The sequence below is a fragment of the Paraherbaspirillum soli genome, from assembly GCF_042654985.1.
In the GTDB taxonomy this organism is placed as follows: Bacteria; Pseudomonadota; Gammaproteobacteria; order Burkholderiales; family Burkholderiaceae_D; genus Paraherbaspirillum; species Paraherbaspirillum soli.
Genome location: NZ_JBHSMT010000029.1, coordinates 159,087 through 179,718, shown reverse-complemented (window position 1 = coordinate 179,718; position 20,632 = coordinate 159,087). Strand labels below are relative to the sequence as shown.

Here is a 20,632-nt window from a genome sequence, read left to right as displayed (position 1 = left end):
GGATGCGATCCGCTGTCTCGTGACTTTCCTACGTGCCTGAAATCATCCTTGACCTGAGATATCTCCGGTTTCCGAGCTACATCGGCACCAGCTAACGTTTTACGGCTACACACCGTTAACAGGTATTCGGGGTCGTAGCTATCGGGTATCTCGAAACCGTAGCGAGCGGCTCAAGGTCGGGAGAGAGGCACAGCCGTACTGAGGTACGGCGAGCATCGCAGCCCTGAGATTGCCGGGCTTGCAAAACCCTGCAGTAGGTTTTTCGAGGTGCCTTACAGTTTGAATTTGGAGAAGAGAGTTGTCTTATATTAAATGGCCCGTAATTATCGCCATAGCATTGTTCCCTGCGTTATCGATCGTTTTGCATAATGCGGGTAATGCGTGTTTATATTTACTTTTCGTTTGCAGTATTGTTGCTCTTGTTTGCCGTTACAAACCGATGGAGACAAGTTTTGGCCAACTGTTAAAACAGTACTGGCCGCTTCATCTGGCAATGGCTTCATTATTCTGTGCGGTCTTTCTGAATCAGATCGTCAGCGGGGATTTTGCAGTCAAGCAGTATGACAGGGCAGTTCGGCTTGCAGTGTTTGCGCCGATTTTCTGGATAATCTTGAGCGTTCCTCTACGTCACCTGAAGAATGTACAGTGGGCTTTCGTGGTTGGCGTGTTCGCGGCGGTAATAAAAACCTACGTCATTACAGAAGGCGGAATTGATCGCTTTGGCAATGTGGGATTTTTATCCACCATCGCTTTTTCCAACATAGCGCTATTGTTAGGGGCTATGGCATTAATTTCATTCGGCTGGAATGAACGTCGCCAAAAAGTCATATTCGTCGTGAAAGTGCTGGCGTGCTGCGTCGGCTTATATGCCACTTTGTTGGCAAAAACCCGAGGCAGCTGGATTGCAATTCCATTTTTCTTTGCTTTCATGTTTATGTTTTTTGGGAATATTCGCATTCGGCATAAATTGGCGATTGCGGTTTTATCGCTTGCCGTATTGGCGGGGATCTTCACTTTCAGCAGTGCCGTTCAAACCAGATTGGCTGAAACGAAATCAGAAATCAGCCTTTTCGTTAGTGGCCAAAATGTCGATACCTCGACGGGTATCCGGCTCCAGCTCTGGCATGCATCGTGGATATTGTTCAAGCAACATCCGGTCGTTGGTATCGGCCGGGAGAATTTTAGTAGTGGTCTGAACGAACTGGTATCCCGTAAAGTGATTACTCCTGCGGCGGCATCTTTGGCGCATTCGCACAATGAAATTCTATTCAATACGACTATCCTGGGGATATTTGGATTTCTGGCAAGCGTGTCAATTTATTGTGTTCCGGCGTATTACTTTATGCGGGACATTCGTGATGCCGACGACGATATAAGAACTGCCGCGGGTTTGGGATTGCTTCTTTGTCTTGGCTTTTTTATTTACGGCCTTACCGACCTGATGTTCTTTTGGACGGTCCTGGGAGGGTTTTACAGCATGAGCGTGGCGACATTTCTGGCCTGCATCATAAAACGAAAAAAAGAACTTAAGCGGACTGATCCATGACTGCATCATCGTATTCAACGTATTTCAAACGTCTCGCTATCCTTCATCGCCCCTATAAAAAGCGTTTGTTCCTGGCATTTCTCGGCATGATCGTCACTGCCGCGACCGAACCGCTGGTTGCTTATATTTTCAAGATATTGCTGGATGACGGTTTTGTCACAAAACCCAGATTTCCGTTGTGGATGGTTCCGGTCGCTGTGGTCGGGGCTTTTGTTGCGCGCGGAGCGTCGACATTTTTAACCACTTACATGACCAACTGGGTGTCCAGTCGCGTGCTCAATACACTGCGTCGGCAAATGTTCAATCGCATCTTGAACGTGCCGATTGATTTCCATGCGACCCACTCGGTGGGACGGGTGATTAATTCGATCATGTTCGAAGTTCAGCAGATCATCGACATGATCAGCAAGCTGTTCACTTCGATCGTGCGCTGTGTCCTGACCATCGCGGGCTTGCTGGCTTACATGTTGTATATCAGCTGGAGTCTGACGATTGTTGCGCTGGTGCTTATGCCGCTGATGACGCTGGTGGTGCGTACCACAGGCAAGCGTTTGAAGAAGCTGAACAAGGATGCGCTGGACGTCAATGCGCAACTGACCCAGGTGATCGAAGAAACTACGCGGGCGCAACAGGTTATCAAGATTTTCGGCGGGCAGGATTATGAAAAGAGGCGCTTTGAGCAGTCCGCCGAGCACATCCGTCGCTATAGTATGCGGTTGGCCAGCACCTTTGCTGCGACGGTGCCGGTAACGCAAATCATGACTGCATGCGCGATGTCGGTGATGATCATGATGGCGTTGATTCAATCGAGCCACAATCAGATCACGCCCGGCGGCTTCATCTCGTTTTTTACCGCGATGATTGCATTGCTGGCCCCGCTCAAGCAACTGGCAGAGGTCAACGGCCCGTTACAGCGCGGCATGGCGGCGGCTGAAGCGGTCTTTACGCTTATCGATAGCCCAGTCGAGCGCAGCAACGGTAGGCAGCTGACTGAGCGCGTGCACGGCAAGATCGATTTTATCGATGTCAGTTTTTCTTATCCTGGCCAGGATAAGCCGGCACTTAACGGCATTAACCTGAACGTAGAGCCGGGCGAAACGATTGCGTTTGTCGGCATGTCGGGCGGCGGGAAGTCGACGCTGGTTAATTTGATCCCAGGGTTTTATTCGGTGACCAGTGGCAGGATTCTATTGGATGGCCAGTCGATCGAAGATATTTCCTTGCTTGGCTTGCGCGCGCAAATAGCCATGGTGAGCCAGCACGTCGTATTGTTCAACGATACGATCGCGGCCAATATTGCGTACGGCGACAGCAGTCCGGATCGAGCGCGCATAGAAGCCGCGGCCAAGGCGGCATATCTGACGGATATGATTGCCGGTTTGCCGGAAGGCCTGGAGACGCAGATAGGTGATAACGGTTCGCGCCTATCCGGCGGTCAACGCCAGCGTCTGGCAATGGCGCGCGCCATTTACAAGGATGCGCCTATCCTGATCCTGGATGAGGCGACTTCAGCACTCGATACCGAATCTGAACGTGCGGTGCAAGCGGCGCTGGATCAGCTGATGCAAGGCCGCACGACGTTCGTGATCGCACATCGACTGTCAACTATCGAAAGAGCCAGCCGCATCGTCGTGTTGTCCGGCGGGAGTATCGTCGAAATCGGTACACATGACGAATTGCTGTATAAGCAGGGTGCATATGCCAATTTGTATCGGCTCCAGTTTTCCAAGGAAGCAATCAACGTAGAGATGTAATACGCATGATCTTGGGCGCGATCGCTTGAGATCGCTTAGGTAAATCGAGATACGACCATCAATCACTTCATGGCTACACAACTGGTTTCAGACGACGTATTAAAAAAAGCGGACAAGATTTTGTTCATTGCCCATCTTGCGCTGGGCGATTTTACTTATCTGCAAAATTGCTTTCAGGCTTTCTCGGAAGCTTATCCGCACATCAAAATTCATATCTGGGTGGATGAGGTGCGTCGTACCAATCGCGCCGCGGCCTGGGAGTATTTAAAGAAATACGCGCTTTATGACTGGCTGGCCGAGTGTCCTTTTGTCGCCAAGGTGTACACCCAAACATATAGCCCTGTCTTGTTTCAGCAATCGATCATTGAGGCGCAGCAGCAGGAATATCCGCTGGTAGTGTCGCTGTCGACCTTACGGCCACCGATGTATGCTGCACTGGCGCGCGAAATCAGTCCGCGCGGCTTGGTGGTTGGCATGAAAAAGCCGGCCGGATTTTTTGCACTCCATAAGCACCTCGCTTATCGCAAACTGGATGCAGCTTTCGATCCCGACCGCGTATCACAAGCAGGTGTGCATATTAGCGATGTTTATGCCGCCTGGTTTAAGCGCTTGTTTGGAATTGAAACCACGACCTTGTCGCGCTTTCCGTTTGTGCGGATTCCGACGCAGTGGGAGCAATATGCCAAACAGCAGTTGATCAAATGGGGGATGACGAGCAATAGCGAGTCATCCGAACAGCAGCCCAGGCTGGTTTTCATTAATCCATACGCTAAAACCAAGAAGCGTTGTTGGCCGCTGGAGCGTGTCTTGGAGCTCGTGACGGCGTTAAGGAAGCAGGACGACTGGCGCGACACGCGTATTGTGATGAATGTGGTGCCTGAAGAAATGGCGCATGCCAGAGAATTTTTTGCGGCTCAAACACTGGATCATTTCCAGCTGTTTAGCGCCCAGGATAATTTTTTCCAGTTGCCGGCAATCTTGCGTGAGTGCGATCTGATTATCTCGGTCGAAACGGCCGTGATGCATTTGGCAAATGCCGTGCATGTCCCTGTCATCGCGTTGATGCGCCAGAAAAATCCCGAGTGGGCGCCGATCGATAAAGACCACAGCACAGTCGTTACCACTCTTAATCGTAGGGACTGGGTGAAGGCAATTACGGTTACGCAAGTGATCGAGGTCTTGCCCCAAGCCTAGCGAAATGTGGCGTCAGCCGTCGGCACAGATTTGGCGACGGCTGACTCCATCTATTGGAAGGCTTCCTTACGCATTGATCTGGGCGTTGGCGCCTTGTGCCTCTGCGAGCCATTGCAAAACGATTTCTTCCACAGAGCCAGGCGCAAGATTTCTCATGCAGTCGCAACTGGCCGCCTTGCTATCTTTACATCCGACACAACTGGTCGATAGACATAATGTTTGTGCCCGCTTTCCTAGCGGCGCCCACCTGCCGGGATGCATCGGGCGAGTTGGCGGGAATAAACCGAGCGTGCGTTGCCCCAAGGCCGCAGAAATATGCAGCGGCCCGGTGCCGCTGGCAATCAGGCCATCGGCGGATTGGATGAATGAGGTGAGTTCGTCCAGGGTGAACTTGCCGCAGACGTTGCTTACATTAGGCTGTTGCAGAAGTTCTGCTGCATTCTCCGCCAGCCACTGTCCTTCAGCGGGACTTCCCGTTAGCCATAACTGGATATTCTGGTCCTTGCTCAATAGCTTGGCGAGCGTCGTGTAATGGTCAATCGGCCATTCACGGCCATGCCCGTTTGACTTCGTGTGGATGATGAGATTGAACGGATGCTGCTGAAATAACTGCTTTACTTTCTGAATCTGCGGGATGTCGAAATCGTACAGCGCCGGGATCGCGGCAAGTTCCGGGATGGTGTCGATGCCGAAAGGGCGCAGGAATTCGAAATTATGTTGAGCTTCATGATATTCCGACGTTCCTTTCTTGAAGCGTACCCGGCGGTTGCAATAAAACAGCTGATAGAGCTTATGACGGGCATTGCCGATGCGGTTCGGGACGCGCGCCTTGAATGCTTCAAATGCCAAGTGTCGATCCGGTTGCGCAAAGATGACGGTATCGACGCCGGATTTTGCAAAATAATCGGCAGGGCTAGGCAAAAAACTTTCAAGCTCGACGACTTCGTCGACGCTTCGACAATGTCTGACGACGGAAGCTGCGTAGGCCCTGCATAAAAAGCTGATCTTGATGGATGGGTCTAGCTGCTTGAGCCGAGCGGTAATGGGTAGCGTTAGTACGACGTCGCCGATGTTATCGGTGCGACAGATCAGTACGTGCGAGCTGGTTATTGCCATTTTGAATCGATTAACGAAGTAATTTGAAATTTATAACTAGGCGCCAGGGCTGCCGGCATTGAGCTGGCTCTGCTGTTGCGCCGTCGTTTTGCGGGAGTTCATTCTCTCCCTGTATGGAGTGGCCCACTTGAAAATAGTGCCATATCCATTGGGTGAATTCCCTATTTAATACAAGTCATTTTGATCTCTTGCTTTCGGGATTGTCTTGGCAACTCAGGCGCGCAAATGCTTATCTCGCAGCAAGATACTTCATGTACCACCTGAAGCTATCCAGCACCTGTCCCCGCTTCATCAGGAAGCGCGAGAACATTCTCATCTCTTTGTAGTTCCTTGGCGCTTTATCGAGCGCGACATCGGCCCAAGGCGACAGTGCGTGGTATTTGACAAACAAGTCTCTCGATTCATGCAGACACCAGTCGTTCCACGGTTTTACCGCGCCGGCAAAGTGAATGAACACGGCGTTGCCCACGGCGCGCATCTGTCTTTTGTCTTTTTCCAGGTCATGGATCAGGTCGTACAGGAAATTCCATTTGCGGTCGATGAATTGCACTTGCCCCTCCAGCACGACATTGAGTGCATCCTGATCGGGGAATCTGTAATCCTTGCCGTTTTCCAGAATGGCGAGAATGGTTTTCTCGGTGATTTCCCTGGACACCCAGGTATCGACGTTCATAAACATCACGCCCGAGTTGAAATATTTTTGCGATGACAATTGCAGCGCAGCACAGCGTCGTCTGGTGGTTTCATCGGCGTCGGGAACGACAATCGCCGCACTATCGCCGAAGTCCATTTGGATCAACTCGGCCATGCTGCCCACGCACAGGATATCTGCGTCCAGGTACAGCACCTTGTCGGTGATGCCGCGCAAGGTGGACGGGATCAGCAGGCGCGTGAATATGGTGGGCGAATAGTAGGAGAACTGCGAGATGTGCGCGAATTTCTGGAACACCGCCGGATCGATGATGTGGATATGGGTGCTGACCTGATACTTGTCTTCCAGTTGCTTGAAGCGCTTGCGGTTGTCGTCCGACAGTGAAAACGCGAATACATGGAAAGTAAAAGCAACGCCGGGTGTGTTGTCGATGATGGACGTGATGGTCGCCCCCATGCTGCGGCAATAGTGGTCGTCGACACAGAACGCGATATGGAACGACTGGTCCTTGGCGGGCGCCGTCGGTGTTTGGGTTACTGAGCTATTCATTGATCTATCCGAAAAACCTACATAAGAATAATGTCGTACTGCTCCTGCGGATAAACCGTTTCCACTTGCAGCGAAATCGGTTTATGGATGAAGTCGCCCAGCATGGCCAGATGTTGCGATTCTTCTTCGAGGAACATGTCGACTACCACTTGCGACGCCAGAATTCGGAATTCGCGCGGGTTGAATTGTTTGGCTTCGCGCAGCACTTCGCGCAGAATTTCATAGCAAATGGTGCGCGCGGTTTTGACTTGGCCTTTGCCGTTGCAGGCAGGGCATGGTTCGCACAGGATATGGGAGAGCGACTCGCGGGTGCGCTTGCGCGTCATTTCCACCAGGCCCAGCGCGGAAAATTCGGATACCGATTTTTTGGTGCGATCGCGTTGCAGGGCTTTGTGCAATTCGGCTAGCACCGCAGCCTTGTGCTCGGCGTTTTCCATGTCGATGAAATCGAGAATGATGATGCCGCCGAGGTTGCGTAATCTGAGCTGGCGAGCGACGGCGTGCGCCGCTTCCAGATTGGTCTTGAAAATGGTGTCGTCGAAATTGCGGCCATTGACGAAGCTGCCGGTATTGACGTCTATCGTGGTCATGGCCTCGGTCTGATCGACGATCAGGTAGCCGCCCGACTTCAGCGGCACGCGACGGCTCAATGCTTCCTGGATCTCTTCTTCGACGCCATACAGATCAAACAGCGGGCGTTCGCCGGTGTAGTGCATCAGCCGTGCGGTGACCGATGGCGTGTAGCTGGTTGTGAACTCTTGCAGCTTCTGGAAATTCTCGCGCGAGTCCACTTGAATCGTGGCGGTCTCGTCGCTGACAAAATCGCGCAGGACCCGCTGCGCCAGGCTCAGGTCCTGATGCAGCAGCGTTGGCGCCGGATTGGTTTTTGTCAGTTGGGTGATGGATGACCAGGTTTTGCGCAAATACTCGATATCCATTTGCAGGTCGGCCTCGGAGGCGTCCTCGGCCATGGTGCGGATGATGAAGCCGCCTTTTTCTTCGGCCGGCAACATTTTTTGCACCTTGCCTCGCAACAGTTCGCGCTCCGCTTCATTTTCAATCCGTTGCGAAATGCCGATGTGGCGATCCTGCGGCAAATAGACCAGCATCCGGCCGGCAATCGAAATCTGGGTCGACAGTCGTGCGCCCTTGGTGCCGATAGGGTCCTTGACCACTTGTACCGTCAGCGACTGGCCATCGAACAACATTTTCTCTATCGGTGTCTGGATCGCGGCCTGGCCATCGTGCGAGCGGGTCTCCCAGATATCGGCGACGTGCAGGAAAGCGGCGCGCTCCAGTCCGATGTCGATAAATGCCGACTGCATGCCGGGCAGCACCCTTACCACTTTGCCGAGATAAATATTACCGGCCAGGCCGCGCGACAAGGTGCGCTCGATATGCAGTTCTTGCACTGCTCCTTGGAAAATGACTGCGACCCGGGTCTCCTGGGGAGTGATATTGATGAGGATATCTTCGCTCATAGAATGCGGATTCCTGCCTGTTGTAGTAGTTGTGCGGTTTCGAACAAGGGCAGCCCCATGATCCCGGAATGACTGCCGCGTATGCTTTCGATGAAAATGGCTGCCGGTCCTTGAATCCCGTAACCGCCGGCCTTGTCGTAAGGTTCTTCGGTATTGCAATAGGCTTCGATCATCGGTTCCGTCAATGCTTGAAACAAGACATCCGATATTTGCGTGGATTGCCACGCGTGCTCGTCATGGATGACCGCGACGCTGGTGAGCACCTGATGGCTGCGTCCCGACAGCAGGCGCAGCATTGCAGCCGCTTCGCTCTTGTTAGCCGGCTTGCCCAGGATCTTGCCATCAATCGTGACCGTGGTGTCGGCAGTAAGGATAGGCCTTGCCGGCAGGCGGCGCCAAAGCATTACCTGGTGCGCGCAACGGGCTTTTTCCATGGTGACTCTGGCGACATAAACGGCAGGCAATTCTTCCGGTAAAACATGTTCGTCGACATCGGGACCGCGCGGCGGTTTTTCGCGCAACATCAGCAATTCAAAATCGACCCCGATCTGGCGCAGCAATTCACGGCGGCGCGGGCTTTTTGAAGCAAGATATATTTTTGGATGCGTGTTTTTCATTGCTGGCGGCCAGGGCTGATTCGTAAACAATTCTTCCCCGCGATTATTGCAGACTTAGCTCAGCGCCGGGCGCCGATTCACGCCGCTCCAAGCTTCAATTTACACGCGATGGTAAGGATGATTCTGGGTAATCGACCACGCCCGGTAGAGCTGTTCCGCAAGTAATACGCGCACCATCCCATGCGGCAATGTCAAGCTTGAAATCCGCAGCAAGCTGTCGGCGTTTGCCTTGAATGCGGGATCCAGGCCGTCGGCGCCGCCGATGATGAAGGCGACGTCGCGACCATCTCGTTGCCACAGCGCGAGTTGTTGTGAAAGTTGCACGCTGGTGAGATCTTTGCCGCGCTCATCGAGGGCGATGATACGCACGCCTTTCGGCAGCACCGCTTCAATTCGGCTGCGTTCCAGCGCCATCGCGGTTTCGGCGGTTTTGCTGCCGGAGCGTTCGACCGGTTTGATTTCTTTCAGGACGATGCGGCAATCCGGCGGCATGCGTTTCGCATACTCGCCGAATCCGCTTTCGATCCAGGCCGGCATTTTATGGCCGACCGCAGCGATGATGAGCTGCATTGCTGAAGCTGTTTCCGTCGCAGCTTATTCAGCTGCTTTGGTTTTGGCGGGAGCGCGCTTGGCAGGCGCTTTTTTGACAGGAGCCTTCTTTGGAGCTGCGGTCTTTTTAGGCGGTACCGAGCTTTTCGCCGGCGCTACCTTGATGGTCTTGCCGACGGCTTTTGTGGCGCCGTCAGTTTTGACTGTTCTCTTGCGGGCAGGGGCTTTTTTCGGCGCTTCGTCTTCATCCTTCAATGCTTGCGAGACGGCCAGATGGCGCGAAACTTTCTTCGGCGCTTCGGCTTCAGCCGCAGCAGTGCTGGTGGAAACCCGTTTGGCGGCGCCGAATTTGACTTCCTTGTCGCCCCAGATTTCTTCCAGTCGGTAGTAGGCGCGGATCGCCGGTTGCATGATATGCACCACCATGTCGCCCATGTCGACCAGTACCCATTCACCGGTGTCTTCACCTTCGACGCTGAGAATGGTGCCGCCGTTTTCCTTGACTTTGTCGCGCACCGAGGCGGCCAGCGCTTTGGTTTGACGGTTGGAAGTACCGGAGGCAATCGCGATGCGATCGAACAGGCCGGTCAGGTGGACCGTGTCATAGACGCGAATGTCTTGCGCTTTGACGTCTTCGAGGGCATCGATGACGAGACTTTGTAGTTTTTTGATATCCATTTAATTCTTATAGAGATGGTGTTGTTCAATATAGTCCAGTACTGCCGCCGGGACCAGTGCGTCGGGTTTTTTTGCGTTGTGTAATGCGGCGCGGATTTCCGTTGCCGAAATATCTACAGCCAGGTTTTCCGCCAGATAGGTCAAGCCGTGCGCGCTTTGACGAATCTGTTCCGGGGTGGCGGCGCGGCGTGTAAATTCGCGCGTGACCTCGGCCGGTACCCGTGATGCATCCATTGCAAATCCGGGCCGGGAGGCAACGCCCAGATGGGCATATGAAAATAACCGGTCCCAGCCTTGCCAGGTGTTCAAGTGCTGCAATTGATCGGCGCCCATCAAAAAAATGATGGAAGCCTGCGGTCCGAGTTCGGCTCGCAGCGCTTGCAGCGTGTCTATCGTGTACGTTGCGGTCGGTCGCTGAATTTCCTGCTGGTCGATGATGACCGGTACGGTTTGCCGGTCAAATGCGCGCCTGACCATTTCCACCCGATCCGCCGGACCGGCCTCCAGGCCATTCTTTTGCCACGGATTGCCGGTTGGAATTACCCGCAATTCATCCGGCACCAGCAAGGTCACAAAATATTTTGCCAGAGCGACATGGCCATTGTGTACCGGATCGAAACTGCCGCCGAGCACGGCGATGCAGCGGCGGGGAGTGTGCTCGGATGTCAGGTCGGGCATCAGCTCAGACCCACTCGCGATGAATCAGAAAATCGGAATACAGTTTGGCTTCCGGGGTTCCTGCCGCTGGTCGCCAGTCGTAACGCCACTTGACCACGGGCGGCATCGACATCAGGATCGACTCGGTACGGCCACCGGATTGCAGGCCGAACAAAGTGCCGCGATCATACACTAAATTGAATTCAACATAGCGGCCGCGGCGGTACGCCTGAAAATCGCGCTCGTTTTCACCGTAAGGCAGATCCATGCGGCGCGCCAGGATAGGCGTATATGCCGGGATGAATGCGTTGCCGACGCTTTGCATCATGGCGAAGCTTTGTTCGAAGCCGAGCTGATTGAAATCGTCGAAGAAAATCCCGCCCACGCCGCGCGGTTCCTGGCGATGCTTCAGGTAAAAATAGTCATCGCACCAGCGTTTGAAACGCGGGTAGAGCGCGCGTTCAGTGGCTTTATCCGCATCGGAGTCGAATGGCGCCAGCGCATCGCGGCAAGTCCGATGGAAGTGCTCGACGTCTTCTTCAAAGCCGTAATACGGCGTCAGATCCAGGCCGCCGCCAAACCACCATACCGGCGCCTGGCCCTCTGCGGTGGCGGTGAAAAAGCGCACGTTCATGTGTACCGTCGGCGCATACGGGTTGCGCGGATGCATCACCAGCGAGACGCCCATTGCTTCCCATTGGCGACCGGCGATTTCCGGCCGGTTGGCGGCAGCGGTGGGTGGCAAATTCTTGCCCATCACATGCGAGAAGCCTACGCCGCCGCGTTCCAGTACCTTGCCTTCCTCGATGATCCTGGAAATGCCGCCGCCGCCTTCTGCGCGTTGCCAGCTGTCGGTGCTGAATGGCTTGTTCTCGTATTGCCCCAGCGCGGCGATGATGCGCGCTTGCAGATCGAGCAAATAGGATTTGACGGCGTCGGCAGGGCTGGCGGAAGTGGTGTCTGAGGTCATCGTGCTAAAAAATGGTGGTGCTGATTTGCCAAGGTCAAAAGCATGGCCGGCTAAACGGAGTCGGAGTGCTTTCGTCATGCCTCGACGAAATGCCCCGACCCCGCCAACTGTCTATGGAATGCCGACCGCGTTAGTCCACAAGGGGCCGATCAGGCAGGTTTTTTCAGTGCCCGCCAGCCAATGTCGCGGCGGAACTGGGCGCCGTTGAAGTGAATCGCATCGACCACGTTGTACGCCTGCTTTTGCGCCATTTTGACGCTGTCGCCGAGACCGACCACGCACAGCACGCGACCGCCGGAGGTGGTCAGTTGCTCGCCGTTCAAAGTGGTGCCGGCATGAAAGGTCACGCTGTCCGCGGTCTCCGGCGGGATGCCGGAAATCAGGTCGCCCTTGCGCGGCGCATCCGGATAACCGGCGGCCGCCATCACGACGCCGAGCGCGGTGCGGCGGTCCCATTCCAGTTCGATGGTGTCGAGCGCGCCGTTGACGGCATGCTCCATCACCGTCAGCAGATCGGTTTTCAGGCGGGCCATGATGGGCTGGGTTTCCGGATCGCCCATGCGGCAATTGAATTCCAGCGTTTTCGGGTTGCCCTTGGCGTCTATCATCAGGCCGGCATACAAAAAGCCGCTGAATGGAATGCCATCCTTGGCCATGCCGTGCACGGTTGGCGTGATGATTTCGCGCATGACGCGGGCGTGCAGCGCCGGGGTCACGATCGGCGCCGGCGAGTAAGCACCCATGCCGCCGGTATTCGGCCCCTGATCGTCGTCTTTCAGGCGTTTGTGATCCTGGCTGGTGGCCAGCGGCAGGATGTTCTTGCCATCCACCATGACGATGAAACTGGCTTCTTCGCCGGCCAGGAATTCTTCGATCACGACACGCGCGCCGGCATCGCCCAGGCGATTGTCGGACAACATCATATCCACTGCAGCGTGCGCTTCTTCAAGGCTCATGGCTACCACCACGCCCTTGCCGGCGGCCAAGCCGTCGGCCTTGATGACGATAGGCGCGCCTTTTTGATCGATGTACTGATGAGCGGCGCTGACGTCGGAGAAGGTTTGATATTCAGCGGTCGGGATGTGATGCCGCTGCATGAACGACTTGGCGAAATCTTTCGAGCTTTCCAGCTGGGCGGCTTCCCGCGTCGGGCCGAAGATCTTCAGGCCGCGATCGCGGAAGATATTGACGATGCCTGCCGCCAGCGGGATTTCCGGGCCGACCACGGTCAGCGCCACATGTTCCTGCTGGGCGAAATCGGCCAGTGCGGCCGGGTCGGTAATGTCGATGTTTTGCAGCCGCTGATCGAGTGCTGTGCCGCCGTTGCCGGGCGCCACGAAGACGGTTTGGATGCGGGGCGATTGCGCGATTTTCCACGCCAATGCATGCTCACGGCCACCTGAGCCAACTACCAGAATTTTCATAGGATGCCCGCGTTTAGTCTTCGATTACTGCGTTGGTGTAGATCTCTTGCACGTCGTCCAGGTTTTCCAGTGCGTCCAGCAGTTTTTGCATCTTGATCGCATCGTCGCCGGTGAACACGGTTTCGGTCGCCGGCTTCATGATGATTTCGGCCATTTCCGCCTTGAAGCCGGCTTTTTCCAGCGCCGCTTTCACTGTCGAAAAGTCGTGCGGTCCGGAAATGACTTCGATCCCGCCTTCGTCATCGGTCAGCACATCTTCGGCACCCGCTTCCAGCGCCGCTTCCATCAATGCGTCTTCATTGGTGCCGGGAGCGAAGAACAGCTGGCCGCAATGCTTGAACATGAACGCCACCGAACCTTCGGTGCCCATGTTGCCGCCGTATTTGGAAAACGCGTGACGCACCTCGGCCACCGTGCGGATTCTGTTATCGGTCATGCAATCGACAATGATCGCGGCGCCGTTGATGCCGTAGCCTTCATAACGGACTTCTTCGTAATTGACGCCGTCCAGCGTGCCGCTGCCGCGCTGGATCGCGCGGGTAACGTTGTCTTTCGGCATATTGGCGTCGGAAGCTTTGTCGACCGCCAGCCGCAGGCGCGGATTGGCATCGACGTCGTCGCCGCCCATGCGTGCGGCGACCGTGATTTCCTTGATCAGTCGGGTCCAGATTTTGCCGCGTTTGGCATCTGTAGCGGCCTTCTTATGCTTGATATTGGCCCATTTGCTGTGTCCAGCCATGACGGTTCTTTCTTGCGTGAGTTAGCTATAATCAAGCCGCAATTTTAGCATATTGCACTTTCTTGAAATCTCACCTCGCAGCACTATAAAACATGTCAAATCCCCTTCTGATTGCCAAAAACACCACGCAAGAACTGGCACTCCTGCCGGCGCTGATCAACCGCCACGGTTGCATCTCCGGCGCCACCGGCACCGGCAAAACGGTCACGCTGCAAGTCATTGCTCAAGCATTGTCGGACATCGGCGTGCCGGTCTTCATGGCAGACGTCAAAGGAGACCTGTCCGGTTTGGCCAAGGCTGGCGCAGCATCGGCCAAGATGAAGGAACGGCTGGCTGCGCTCGGAGTCGACGAGCCGCAATGGGCGGCGACTCCGGTGACTTTCTGGGATGTGTACGGCGCGCAAGGGCATCCGGTGCGGGCGACGATCTCCGATATGGGGCCGCTGCTGTTGGCGCGCATGCTCAATCTCAACGATACGCAGCAGGGCGTGTTGCAACTGGTGTTCAAGATTGCTGACGACAACGGTTTGCTGCTGCTGGATCTGAAGGATTTGCGGGCGATGCTGCAGCACGTCGGCGATAACGCCGCCAGCTTTCAGACCGAATACGGGAATATTTCCGCGGCCAGCATCGGCGCCATTCAACGTGGCCTGATCGCGATCGGCGAGCAGGGCGGAGACCAATTCTTCGGCGAACCGATGCTCAACATCGACGACCTGCTTCAGACCGACGGCAATGGCAAGGGCATCGTGAATATCCTGGCCGCCGATAAATTGATGAATGCGCCGCAACTGTATTCAGTCTTCCTGTTATGGATGCTGTCGGAGTTATTCGAACATTTGCCGGAAGTCGGCGACCTGGACAAGCCGAAGCTGGTGTTTTTCTTCGATGAGGCGCATCTGCTGTTTGCCGATGCGCCGAAACCATTGCTGCAAAAGATCGAACAAGTGGTGCGCCTGATTCGCTCCAAGGGCGTTGGCGTCTACTTCGTCACGCAAAATCCGCTGGATATTCCCGACACGGTGCTGGGCCAACTGGGCAACCGCGTGCAGCACGCGTTGCGCGCTTATACCCCGCGCGACCAGAAGGCGGTACAAGCTGCCGCCGATACCTTCCGCGCCAATCCCGATCTGAATGCCGCGCAAGCCATCGGCGAACTTGGCGTCGGCGAGGCACTGGTGTCGTTCCTTGATGAAAAAGGGCGGCCGAATATCGTCGAACGCGCCTTCATTCTGCCGCCGGCATCGCAAATCGGTCCGATCACGGATGACGAGCGCAAGCAATTGATCGCCGCTTCTATCGTCGCCGGCGCTTATGAAACGGCAATCGATCGCGAGTCGGCCTACGAAAAACTGAAGGGGCGGGCAGCAGCAACTCCGGCCGCTAAAAACGAGACTGCAACCGGGGCTGCAGCCGGGGCGGAAGCCGGCAGCGGTATGTCCATAGGCGACACGGTCGGCTCCTGGGGCAGTGCGCTCGGCGGCTTGCTGGGCGGCGGCGGATCCGGTCACAAGGACACGGTGGTGCAGGCGATGGTCAAATCCGCGGCGCGGACGATCGGCTCGCAGCTTGGACGGGAATTGATTCGAGGCGTGTTGGGATCGTTGTTGAAAAAGTGAGGGCTATGGCGCTCGCGGTCCCGGCCGCGCAGTCAGCGCGTAAACAAATTCTCGGCTAAGGTTGCAACTCTGCTGTAGAGGCCAGCTTTTTTTGCACACTATTTTGAAGCGAGAAAACCCATGACAAAAGCAATCAGGATGTTCAAGACCGGCGGTCCCGAGGTGATGGAATACGTCGACGTCGAAGTCGGCGAGCCGGGACCGGGCGAAGTGCGCATTCGGCATGCCGCTTGCGGACTCAATTTTATCGACGTGTATTTTCGCACCGGCCTGTATCCGCAGCCGTTGCCGGCCGGTTTGGGACAGGAGGCGGCCGGCGTCATCGAAGCGGTGGGGCCGGACGTGCATCATGTGCAAGTCGGCGATCGCGTGTCGTATGCAACCCGTCCGAACGGGGCCTACTCCGAGGCGCGCGTGATGCCGGCAGCATTCCTGGTCAAGCTGCCCGATTCGATCAGCTTCGATACCGCCGCGGCGATGACCTTGCAAGGACTGACGGTGCAATACCTGTTGCGTCGCACCTTCCCGCTGCACGGCGGTGAAACCATTCTGTTCCACGCAGCTGCCGGTGGGGTCGGCCTGATCGCCAGCCAGTGGGCCAGGGCGCTGGGCGTGACCATGATCGGTACCGTCAGCTCGGACGAAAAAGCGGCGCTGGCGACTGCCGCCGGTTGCGCCCACGTCATCAATTACAAGACCGAGAATTTCGTCGAACGCGTGCGCGAAATCACCGGCGGCAAAGGCGTGCCGGTGGTGTTCGATTCGATCGGCAAGGACACTTTCACCGGCTCTCTCGACTGCCTGTCGCCGCTCGGCACCATGGTCAGCTTCGGCAATGCGTCCGGCCCGGTGCCGCCGTTCAGCCTGAGCGAGCTGGGATCGCGCGGTTCGCTGTACATCACACGACCATCGCTGACCAGTTATATCGCAAGCCGGGCGGATCTGGATGCGGCTGCGGCAGACCTGTTCCAGATGGTCGAAAGCAAGAAAATCACGATTGAAATCAATCAGCGTTATGCGTTAAAAGACGTGGCGCAGGCGCATATCGATCTGGAGTCGCGCAAAACCACCGGCTCCACTATTTTGATTCCCTGATTTTGATTCTTTGAGGTATTTATGAACGATCCGCTGAAGAACCAGGCAGACAGTCAAGCCGACATGCCGGCGAACCATGCTCAGCAGCAGCCGGCTGCCGGCGACGGTACGCCCAAATTCGGGAAGCTGTTGATCGTCCTGGTGCTGACGGTCATCCTGATCGGTTTTATTACCTTCGCGAGTGAGCGGTTTTATAGCTGATTACGGTTTTTAGAGGTGCCCTACTGATCAAGCATAAAAGCAAACGGCCTGTCGCCCCACATCAAGGGGCGACAGGCCGTTTTTATTATTGCGTTTTTGTCAGGAAAAACTACTTGCCATCGACCTTCAATTCAACCCGATGCGGGACGCCGCTTTTTCCGGGGAAATCTTTAAATGCGCTACGCACCATATAAGGCATCACGGCCGGCAGCGAATTCATCTTGCCCTCACTGGTGACGGCGACCTCATAAAGTTTCTGGGCATTGCCGGCGCGCGCGATCGAGACGTTCAGGCGACGTTCGAATAACTGATAAGTCGATTCGCGCTGCCCGACCACTTGAGGGGCATACCAGAACGGATCATAGAACGGGCTATAAAATCCCGGCCGGCGCCAGCCCGGTCCATAGAACGGCGACCCGTACCAGTACGGGTCGGCCACTACCGGTTCCACCACGCGGACCTCGCGTTCCGTTATGCCGTAATCGAGCGCCACTTTCAATTGCGCGGCGGCGGCATTGGCCGGTTGCACGAACCCCAGGCGCTGCAGTTCCGCCCACACCAGGTTTTCATAATTGCGGTACTCCAGATCGTTGTCCTGCGCTGTCGTGTGCGTGAAGACGAAGGATTTCTCCGGCAAGTCCGCCGGCCATTCATTGAACGCGGTGACGTCGCTGCGGATGACGGTGGCGCAGCCTCCCAGCAGGAGCGAGAGCGCAGCGAGGCAAAGACTGACAGTGCGTTTCATGGTGTTCCTTTTATTCGAATGCGGGATAAGGCGCTGGAAGGCTTGTCATTTTAATCAAGTCTCCGTTGTGTTGCCTTATGGCTTTGTGACTATCTGTAACCGGCACCGTAGAGATCACGACGCTGCCGCTGCATAAAACGATGTCGCCATGACAATTTTCAGGCTGGTGAGCAGAAGTCATCAGCTGCCGGCGCAAGGGCTCAATGATCTATTTCGCGAGGGAGATTCCCGTCCAAATTGCATGTTGCTTTGCCGGTTGATTGGTAGAATCGTACTTTGTTCGATTTATTGACGGCACTCATCTCCCTCAACTATCCAGGCGATCCCAATCTATGCGCACCGATACTTCCTCCACGCCCCCCACTATTTATCGTAAGGATTACACCGTCCCCGCCTTCCTGGTCGACACCGTTGAAATGGGTTTCGATCTCGATCCGGCGGCGACCCGGATCGCCACCCGCATCGTGATGCGCCACAATCCTGACAGTGCCAGCAACGAGATCGTATTGTTCGGCGAGGAGCTGGAGCTGGTGCAGTTGCGCTTGAACGGCAAGCAGTTGAAGCCGAGCCAATACCAGCTGGAGTCGGGCAAGCTGCGGATCGCTGCGGCGCCAGCCAAAGTAACGCTGGAAATCGAGACGCTGACCAAGCCCGAGAGCAACACCTCGCTGATGGGGCTGTATGTCTCCAACGGCAATTTCTTCACTCAATGCGAAGCCGAAGGTTTTCGCAAAATCACCTATTTCCCGGACCGTCCCGATGTGATGGCCAAGTACACGGTCATGCTGCGCGCCGACAAGAAAAAATATCCGGTGCTGCTGTCGAACGGCAACCTGATCGAAGAGGGCGATCTGGAAGACGGCCGCCATTACGCCAAATGGGAAGACCCGTTCAAGAAACCGTCCTACCTGTTCGCGCTGGTGGCCGGCAACCTGGTTTGCCAGGAAGAGAAATACACGCTGCAATCCGGCCGTGAAGTGCTGCTGCAGGTATGGGTGGAACAAGGCAATCTGGACAAAACCCAGCATGCGATGGATTCGCTCAAAAACAGCATCCGCTGGGATGAAGAACGCTTCGGCCTGGAACTGGATCTGGACCGCTTCATGATCGTCGCCGTCGGCGATTTCAACATGGGCGCGATGGAGAACAAGGGCCTGAATATTTTCAATACCAAATTCGTGCTGGCCAATTCGCGCATCGCCACCGACATTGATTACGCCAATATCGAAGCGGTGGTCGGGCATGAATACTTCCATAACTGGACCGGTAATCGCGTCACTTGCCGCGACTGGTTCCAGTTGTCGTTGAAAGAGGGACTGACCGTATTCCGCGACCAGGAATTCTCGGCCGACATGGTCGGCACCGACAGCGGCCGCGCGGTCAAGCGGATCGACGACGTGCGCGTATTGCGGCAAGCGCAATTCCCGGAGGATGCCGGCCCGATGGCGCACTCGGTGCGTCCCGATGCCTACGTCGAAATCAACAATTTCTACACCGTCACCATTTATGAAAAAGGTGCCGAAGTGGTGCGCATGTACCAGACCCTGTTCGGCCGCGACGGCTTCCGCAAGGGCATGGACCTGTACTTCAAGCGCCACGACGGGCAAGCAGTCGCCTGCGACGATTTCCGCGCCGCGATGGTGGATGCCAACGGCCGCGACCTGACGCAGTTCGAGCGCTGGTACAGCCAGGCCGGCACGCCGCGGGTGCAAGTCAAGACCCAGTACGATGCCGCCAAGCAGACCTATGAACTGACCCTGTCGCAAACCTGCCCGCCGACACCGGGCCAGTCGAAGAAACTGCCGTTCCACATTCCGGTCGCAGTCGGCCTGCTCGACAGCAGCGGCCGCGATCTGCCACTGCGTTTGCAAGGCGAGGCCAAGGGTAAAGCGAGCGGCGAAACGACACGGGTGCTGGAGCTGACCAAGGCGCAACAAACCTTCCGCTTTGTCGACATCGCAGAGCAACCGGTGCCGTCGATCCTGCGCAATTTTTCGGCGCCGGTCGTGCTCGACATCGACTACACGGATGCCGAACTGGCCTTTTTGCTGGCGCACGACAGCGATTCATTCAATCGTTGGGAGGCCGGACAGCGGCTGGCTACCCGCAGCCTGCTGGCATTGACCGCGGCGGTGCAGGATGCCGCGCAGGCCGGTCATGCAGTCACGCTGGAGAGCGCGCTCAACAACGCCGCTTCCAATAGCGAAGCGCTGGGCCAGGCATTCGCTTTGATCTTGAACGACACGACGCTGGATGCCGCGTTCCGCGAGCAGGCGCTGACGCTGCCGTCGGAAGCGCTGCTGGCGGAACAGACCGAAGTGATAGATCCGCAAGCGATCCATCAGGCTCGTCAGTACCTGCGCAGCACACTGGCGCAAGCGCTCAATGCCGATCTGACCGCTGCGTATCACGCCAACCAGTCGCCAGGCGCATACAGCCCGGATGCCCATGCCGCCGGCAAACGCGCGCTGAAAAATGTCGCGCTGTCCTACCTGATCCAGGGCGACGACGCCACCGCGCATACACTGGCGCAGCAACAATATGACAACGCCAACAACATGACCGACCGCGTCGCCGCGCTGACGGCGCTGATCAACAGCAGCGCACCCGGCAAGGCCGCGGCGCTGGAACAGTTTTATAAAGATTTCGAGAACGAAGCGCTGGTCATCGACAAGTGGTTCGCGTTGCAAGCCGGCGCGCATACTGCCAACGTTGCCGCCATCCGCGCCTTGCTCGAACATCCGGCTTTCACGCTGAAAAACCCGAATCGCGCGCGCAGCCTGATATTCAGTTTCTGCAACGGCAATCCGGCCAACTTCCACGCAGCCGACGGCAGCGGCTACGCATTCTGGGCGGATCAAGTGATCGCGCTGAACGGCGTCAATCCGCAAGTCGCCGCGCGCCTGGCACGCAGTCTCGACCGCTGGCGCAAATACGCACCGGCGCTGCAGGAAAAAATGCGCAGCGCATTGCAGCGCGTCGCCGCGGAGCCACATTTGTCGAAAGACGTATTGGAAGTGATCAGCAAGGCACTCGCCAATTAATT

At 56.1% G+C, this 20,632-nt stretch carries 18 protein-coding genes; 7 read left to right on the top strand and 11 right to left on the bottom strand.

The genetic code is table 11. The features are described from left to right. The first annotated feature begins 298 nt into the window (after positions 1 to 298). The 3 genes from ACFPM8_RS18415 to ACFPM8_RS18405 all read left to right on the top strand — a co-directional run bounded on the left by ACFPM8_RS18415 (position 299) and on the right by ACFPM8_RS18405 (position 4,494). Complete coding sequence (locus ACFPM8_RS18415) at positions 299 to 1,546, top strand: O-antigen ligase family protein (RefSeq protein WP_378999685.1); 1,248 nt, start codon at positions 299 to 301, stop codon at positions 1,544 to 1,546. Continuing rightward, on the top strand, positions 1,543 to 3,300 hold the full coding sequence (gene msbA / locus ACFPM8_RS18410; protein WP_378999683.1) for a lipid A export permease/ATP-binding protein MsbA: 1,758 nt from the start codon (positions 1,543 to 1,545) through the stop codon (positions 3,298 to 3,300). The genes ACFPM8_RS18415 and msbA overlap by 4 nt, the downstream gene beginning before the upstream one ends. Positions 3,301 to 3,369: 69 nt before the next feature. Next, positions 3,370 to 4,494, top strand: coding sequence for a glycosyltransferase family 9 protein (locus ACFPM8_RS18405; protein WP_378999681.1), 1,125 nt, complete (start codon positions 3,370 to 3,372; stop codon positions 4,492 to 4,494). Positions 4,495 to 4,560: 66 nt separating this feature from the next. Here the strand turns inward: ACFPM8_RS18405 and ACFPM8_RS18400 are convergent, their stop codons facing one another. The 10 genes from ACFPM8_RS18400 to ACFPM8_RS18355 all read right to left on the bottom strand — a co-directional run bounded on the left by ACFPM8_RS18400 (position 4,561) and on the right by ACFPM8_RS18355 (position 13,926). Then, positions 4,561 to 5,610 (bottom strand): glycosyltransferase family 9 protein, encoded by a 1,050-nt coding sequence (locus ACFPM8_RS18400; RefSeq protein WP_378999679.1) that lies wholly within the window; start codon positions 5,608 to 5,610, stop codon positions 4,561 to 4,563. A gap of 229 nt (positions 5,611 to 5,839) precedes the next feature. After that, entirely contained in the window at positions 5,840 to 6,811 is a 972-nt protein-coding gene (locus ACFPM8_RS18395; protein ID WP_378999677.1) for a glycosyltransferase family 8 protein, read from the bottom strand. A 17-nt stretch (positions 6,812 to 6,828) separates the two neighbouring features. Further along, positions 6,829 to 8,292, bottom strand: a complete 1,464-nt coding sequence (gene rng / locus ACFPM8_RS18390; protein ID WP_378999676.1) for a ribonuclease G — start codon at positions 8,290 to 8,292, stop codon at positions 6,829 to 6,831. Beyond that, positions 8,289 to 8,909, bottom strand: a complete 621-nt coding sequence (locus ACFPM8_RS18385) for a Maf family protein (protein WP_378999674.1) — start codon at positions 8,907 to 8,909, stop codon at positions 8,289 to 8,291. The genes rng and ACFPM8_RS18385 overlap by 4 nt, the downstream gene beginning before the upstream one ends. A gap of 99 nt (positions 8,910 to 9,008) precedes the next feature. Beyond that, the gene (gene rlmH, locus ACFPM8_RS18380; protein ID WP_378999673.1) at positions 9,009 to 9,479 is read right to left on the bottom strand and encodes a 23S rRNA (pseudouridine(1915)-N(3))-methyltransferase RlmH; all 471 of its coding nucleotides are present in this window, start codon (positions 9,477 to 9,479) and stop codon (positions 9,009 to 9,011) included. Positions 9,480 to 9,503: 24 nt separating this feature from the next. Next, positions 9,504 to 10,136: a ribosome silencing factor gene (rsfS, locus tag ACFPM8_RS18375; protein WP_378999671.1), complete on the bottom strand. Its 633-nt coding sequence runs from the start codon at positions 10,134 to 10,136 to the stop codon at positions 9,504 to 9,506. Then, the gene (locus tag ACFPM8_RS18370; RefSeq protein ID WP_378999670.1) at positions 10,137 to 10,814 is read right to left on the bottom strand and encodes a nicotinate-nucleotide adenylyltransferase; all 678 of its coding nucleotides are present in this window, start codon (positions 10,812 to 10,814) and stop codon (positions 10,137 to 10,139) included. A 4-nt stretch (positions 10,815 to 10,818) separates the two neighbouring features. Then, the gene (gene hemF / locus ACFPM8_RS18365) at positions 10,819 to 11,763 is read right to left on the bottom strand and encodes an oxygen-dependent coproporphyrinogen oxidase (protein ID WP_378999668.1); all 945 of its coding nucleotides are present in this window, start codon (positions 11,761 to 11,763) and stop codon (positions 10,819 to 10,821) included. A gap of 149 nt (positions 11,764 to 11,912) precedes the next feature. Next, entirely contained in the window at positions 11,913 to 13,187 is a 1,275-nt protein-coding gene (purD, locus tag ACFPM8_RS18360) for a phosphoribosylamine--glycine ligase (RefSeq protein WP_378999666.1), read from the bottom strand. A 13-nt stretch (positions 13,188 to 13,200) separates the two neighbouring features. Further along, the gene (locus ACFPM8_RS18355) at positions 13,201 to 13,926 is read right to left on the bottom strand and encodes a YebC/PmpR family DNA-binding transcriptional regulator (RefSeq protein ID WP_378999664.1); all 726 of its coding nucleotides are present in this window, start codon (positions 13,924 to 13,926) and stop codon (positions 13,201 to 13,203) included. A 92-nt stretch (positions 13,927 to 14,018) separates the two neighbouring features. Here ACFPM8_RS18355 and ACFPM8_RS18350 point away from each other — a divergent pair, with 92 nt between their 5' ends. From ACFPM8_RS18350 to ACFPM8_RS18340, 3 genes are all read left to right on the top strand, one after another. Next, positions 14,019 to 15,545, top strand: a complete 1,527-nt coding sequence (locus ACFPM8_RS18350; RefSeq protein WP_378999662.1) for a helicase HerA-like C-terminal domain-containing protein — start codon at positions 14,019 to 14,021, stop codon at positions 15,543 to 15,545. Positions 15,546 to 15,665: 120 nt separating this feature from the next. After that, positions 15,666 to 16,640, top strand: coding sequence for a quinone oxidoreductase family protein (locus ACFPM8_RS18345; protein WP_378999661.1), 975 nt, complete (start codon positions 15,666 to 15,668; stop codon positions 16,638 to 16,640). A 21-nt stretch (positions 16,641 to 16,661) separates the two neighbouring features. Then, on the top strand, positions 16,662 to 16,841 hold the full coding sequence (locus tag ACFPM8_RS18340) for a hypothetical protein (RefSeq protein WP_378999660.1): 180 nt from the start codon (positions 16,662 to 16,664) through the stop codon (positions 16,839 to 16,841). Positions 16,842 to 16,950: 109 nt separating this feature from the next. Here ACFPM8_RS18340 and ACFPM8_RS18335 read toward each other — a convergent pair whose 3' ends face one another. Further along, on the bottom strand, positions 16,951 to 17,586 hold the full coding sequence (locus ACFPM8_RS18335; RefSeq protein ID WP_378999658.1) for a DUF4136 domain-containing protein: 636 nt from the start codon (positions 17,584 to 17,586) through the stop codon (positions 16,951 to 16,953). Between the two features lie 332 nt (positions 17,587 to 17,918). Between ACFPM8_RS18335 and pepN the strand changes: the two genes are divergently transcribed. Next, the gene (pepN, locus tag ACFPM8_RS18330; RefSeq protein ID WP_378999656.1) at positions 17,919 to 20,630 is read left to right on the top strand and encodes an aminopeptidase N; all 2,712 of its coding nucleotides are present in this window, start codon (positions 17,919 to 17,921) and stop codon (positions 20,628 to 20,630) included. The last annotated feature ends 2 nt before the right edge of the window (positions 20,631 to 20,632 follow it).

Excerpts from the sequence above, each read along its gene's own strand:
- ACFPM8_RS18355 (WP_378999664.1), bottom strand. The coding sequence starts at position 13,926 with ATGGCTGGACACAGCAAATGGGCCAATATCAAGCATAAGAAGGCCGCT.
- purD (WP_378999666.1), bottom strand. The coding sequence starts at position 13,187 with ATGAAAATTCTGGTAGTTGGCTCAGGTGGCCGTGAGCATGCATTGGCG.
- pepN (WP_378999656.1), top strand. The coding sequence starts at position 17,919 with ATGCGCACCGATACTTCCTCCACGCCCCCCACTATTTATCGTAAGGAT.
- ACFPM8_RS18400 (WP_378999679.1), bottom strand. The coding sequence starts at position 5,610 with ATGGCAATAACCAGCTCGCACGTACTGATCTGTCGCACCGATAACATC.
- ACFPM8_RS18350 (WP_378999662.1), top strand. The coding sequence starts at position 14,019 with ATGTCAAATCCCCTTCTGATTGCCAAAAACACCACGCAAGAACTGGCA.
- ACFPM8_RS18335 (WP_378999658.1), bottom strand. The coding sequence starts at position 17,586 with ATGAAACGCACTGTCAGTCTTTGCCTCGCTGCGCTCTCGCTCCTGCTG.
- ACFPM8_RS18340 (WP_378999660.1), top strand. The coding sequence starts at position 16,662 with ATGAACGATCCGCTGAAGAACCAGGCAGACAGTCAAGCCGACATGCCG.
- ACFPM8_RS18405 (WP_378999681.1), top strand. The coding sequence starts at position 3,370 with ATGGCTACACAACTGGTTTCAGACGACGTATTAAAAAAAGCGGACAAG.
- ACFPM8_RS18370 (WP_378999670.1), bottom strand. The coding sequence starts at position 10,814 with ATGCCCGACCTGACATCCGAGCACACTCCCCGCCGCTGCATCGCCGTG.
- rsfS (WP_378999671.1), bottom strand. The coding sequence starts at position 10,136 with ATGGATATCAAAAAACTACAAAGTCTCGTCATCGATGCCCTCGAAGAC.
- ACFPM8_RS18395 (WP_378999677.1), bottom strand. The coding sequence starts at position 6,811 with ATGAATAGCTCAGTAACCCAAACACCGACGGCGCCCGCCAAGGACCAG.
- msbA (WP_378999683.1), top strand. The coding sequence starts at position 1,543 with ATGACTGCATCATCGTATTCAACGTATTTCAAACGTCTCGCTATCCTT.
- hemF (WP_378999668.1), bottom strand. The coding sequence starts at position 11,763 with ATGACCTCAGACACCACTTCCGCCAGCCCTGCCGACGCCGTCAAATCC.
- ACFPM8_RS18345 (WP_378999661.1), top strand. The coding sequence starts at position 15,666 with ATGACAAAAGCAATCAGGATGTTCAAGACCGGCGGTCCCGAGGTGATG.
- ACFPM8_RS18385 (WP_378999674.1), bottom strand. The coding sequence starts at position 8,909 with ATGAAAAACACGCATCCAAAAATATATCTTGCTTCAAAAAGCCCGCGC.
- rng (WP_378999676.1), bottom strand. The coding sequence starts at position 8,292 with ATGAGCGAAGATATCCTCATCAATATCACTCCCCAGGAGACCCGGGTC.
- rlmH (WP_378999673.1), bottom strand. The coding sequence starts at position 9,479 with ATGCAGCTCATCATCGCTGCGGTCGGCCATAAAATGCCGGCCTGGATC.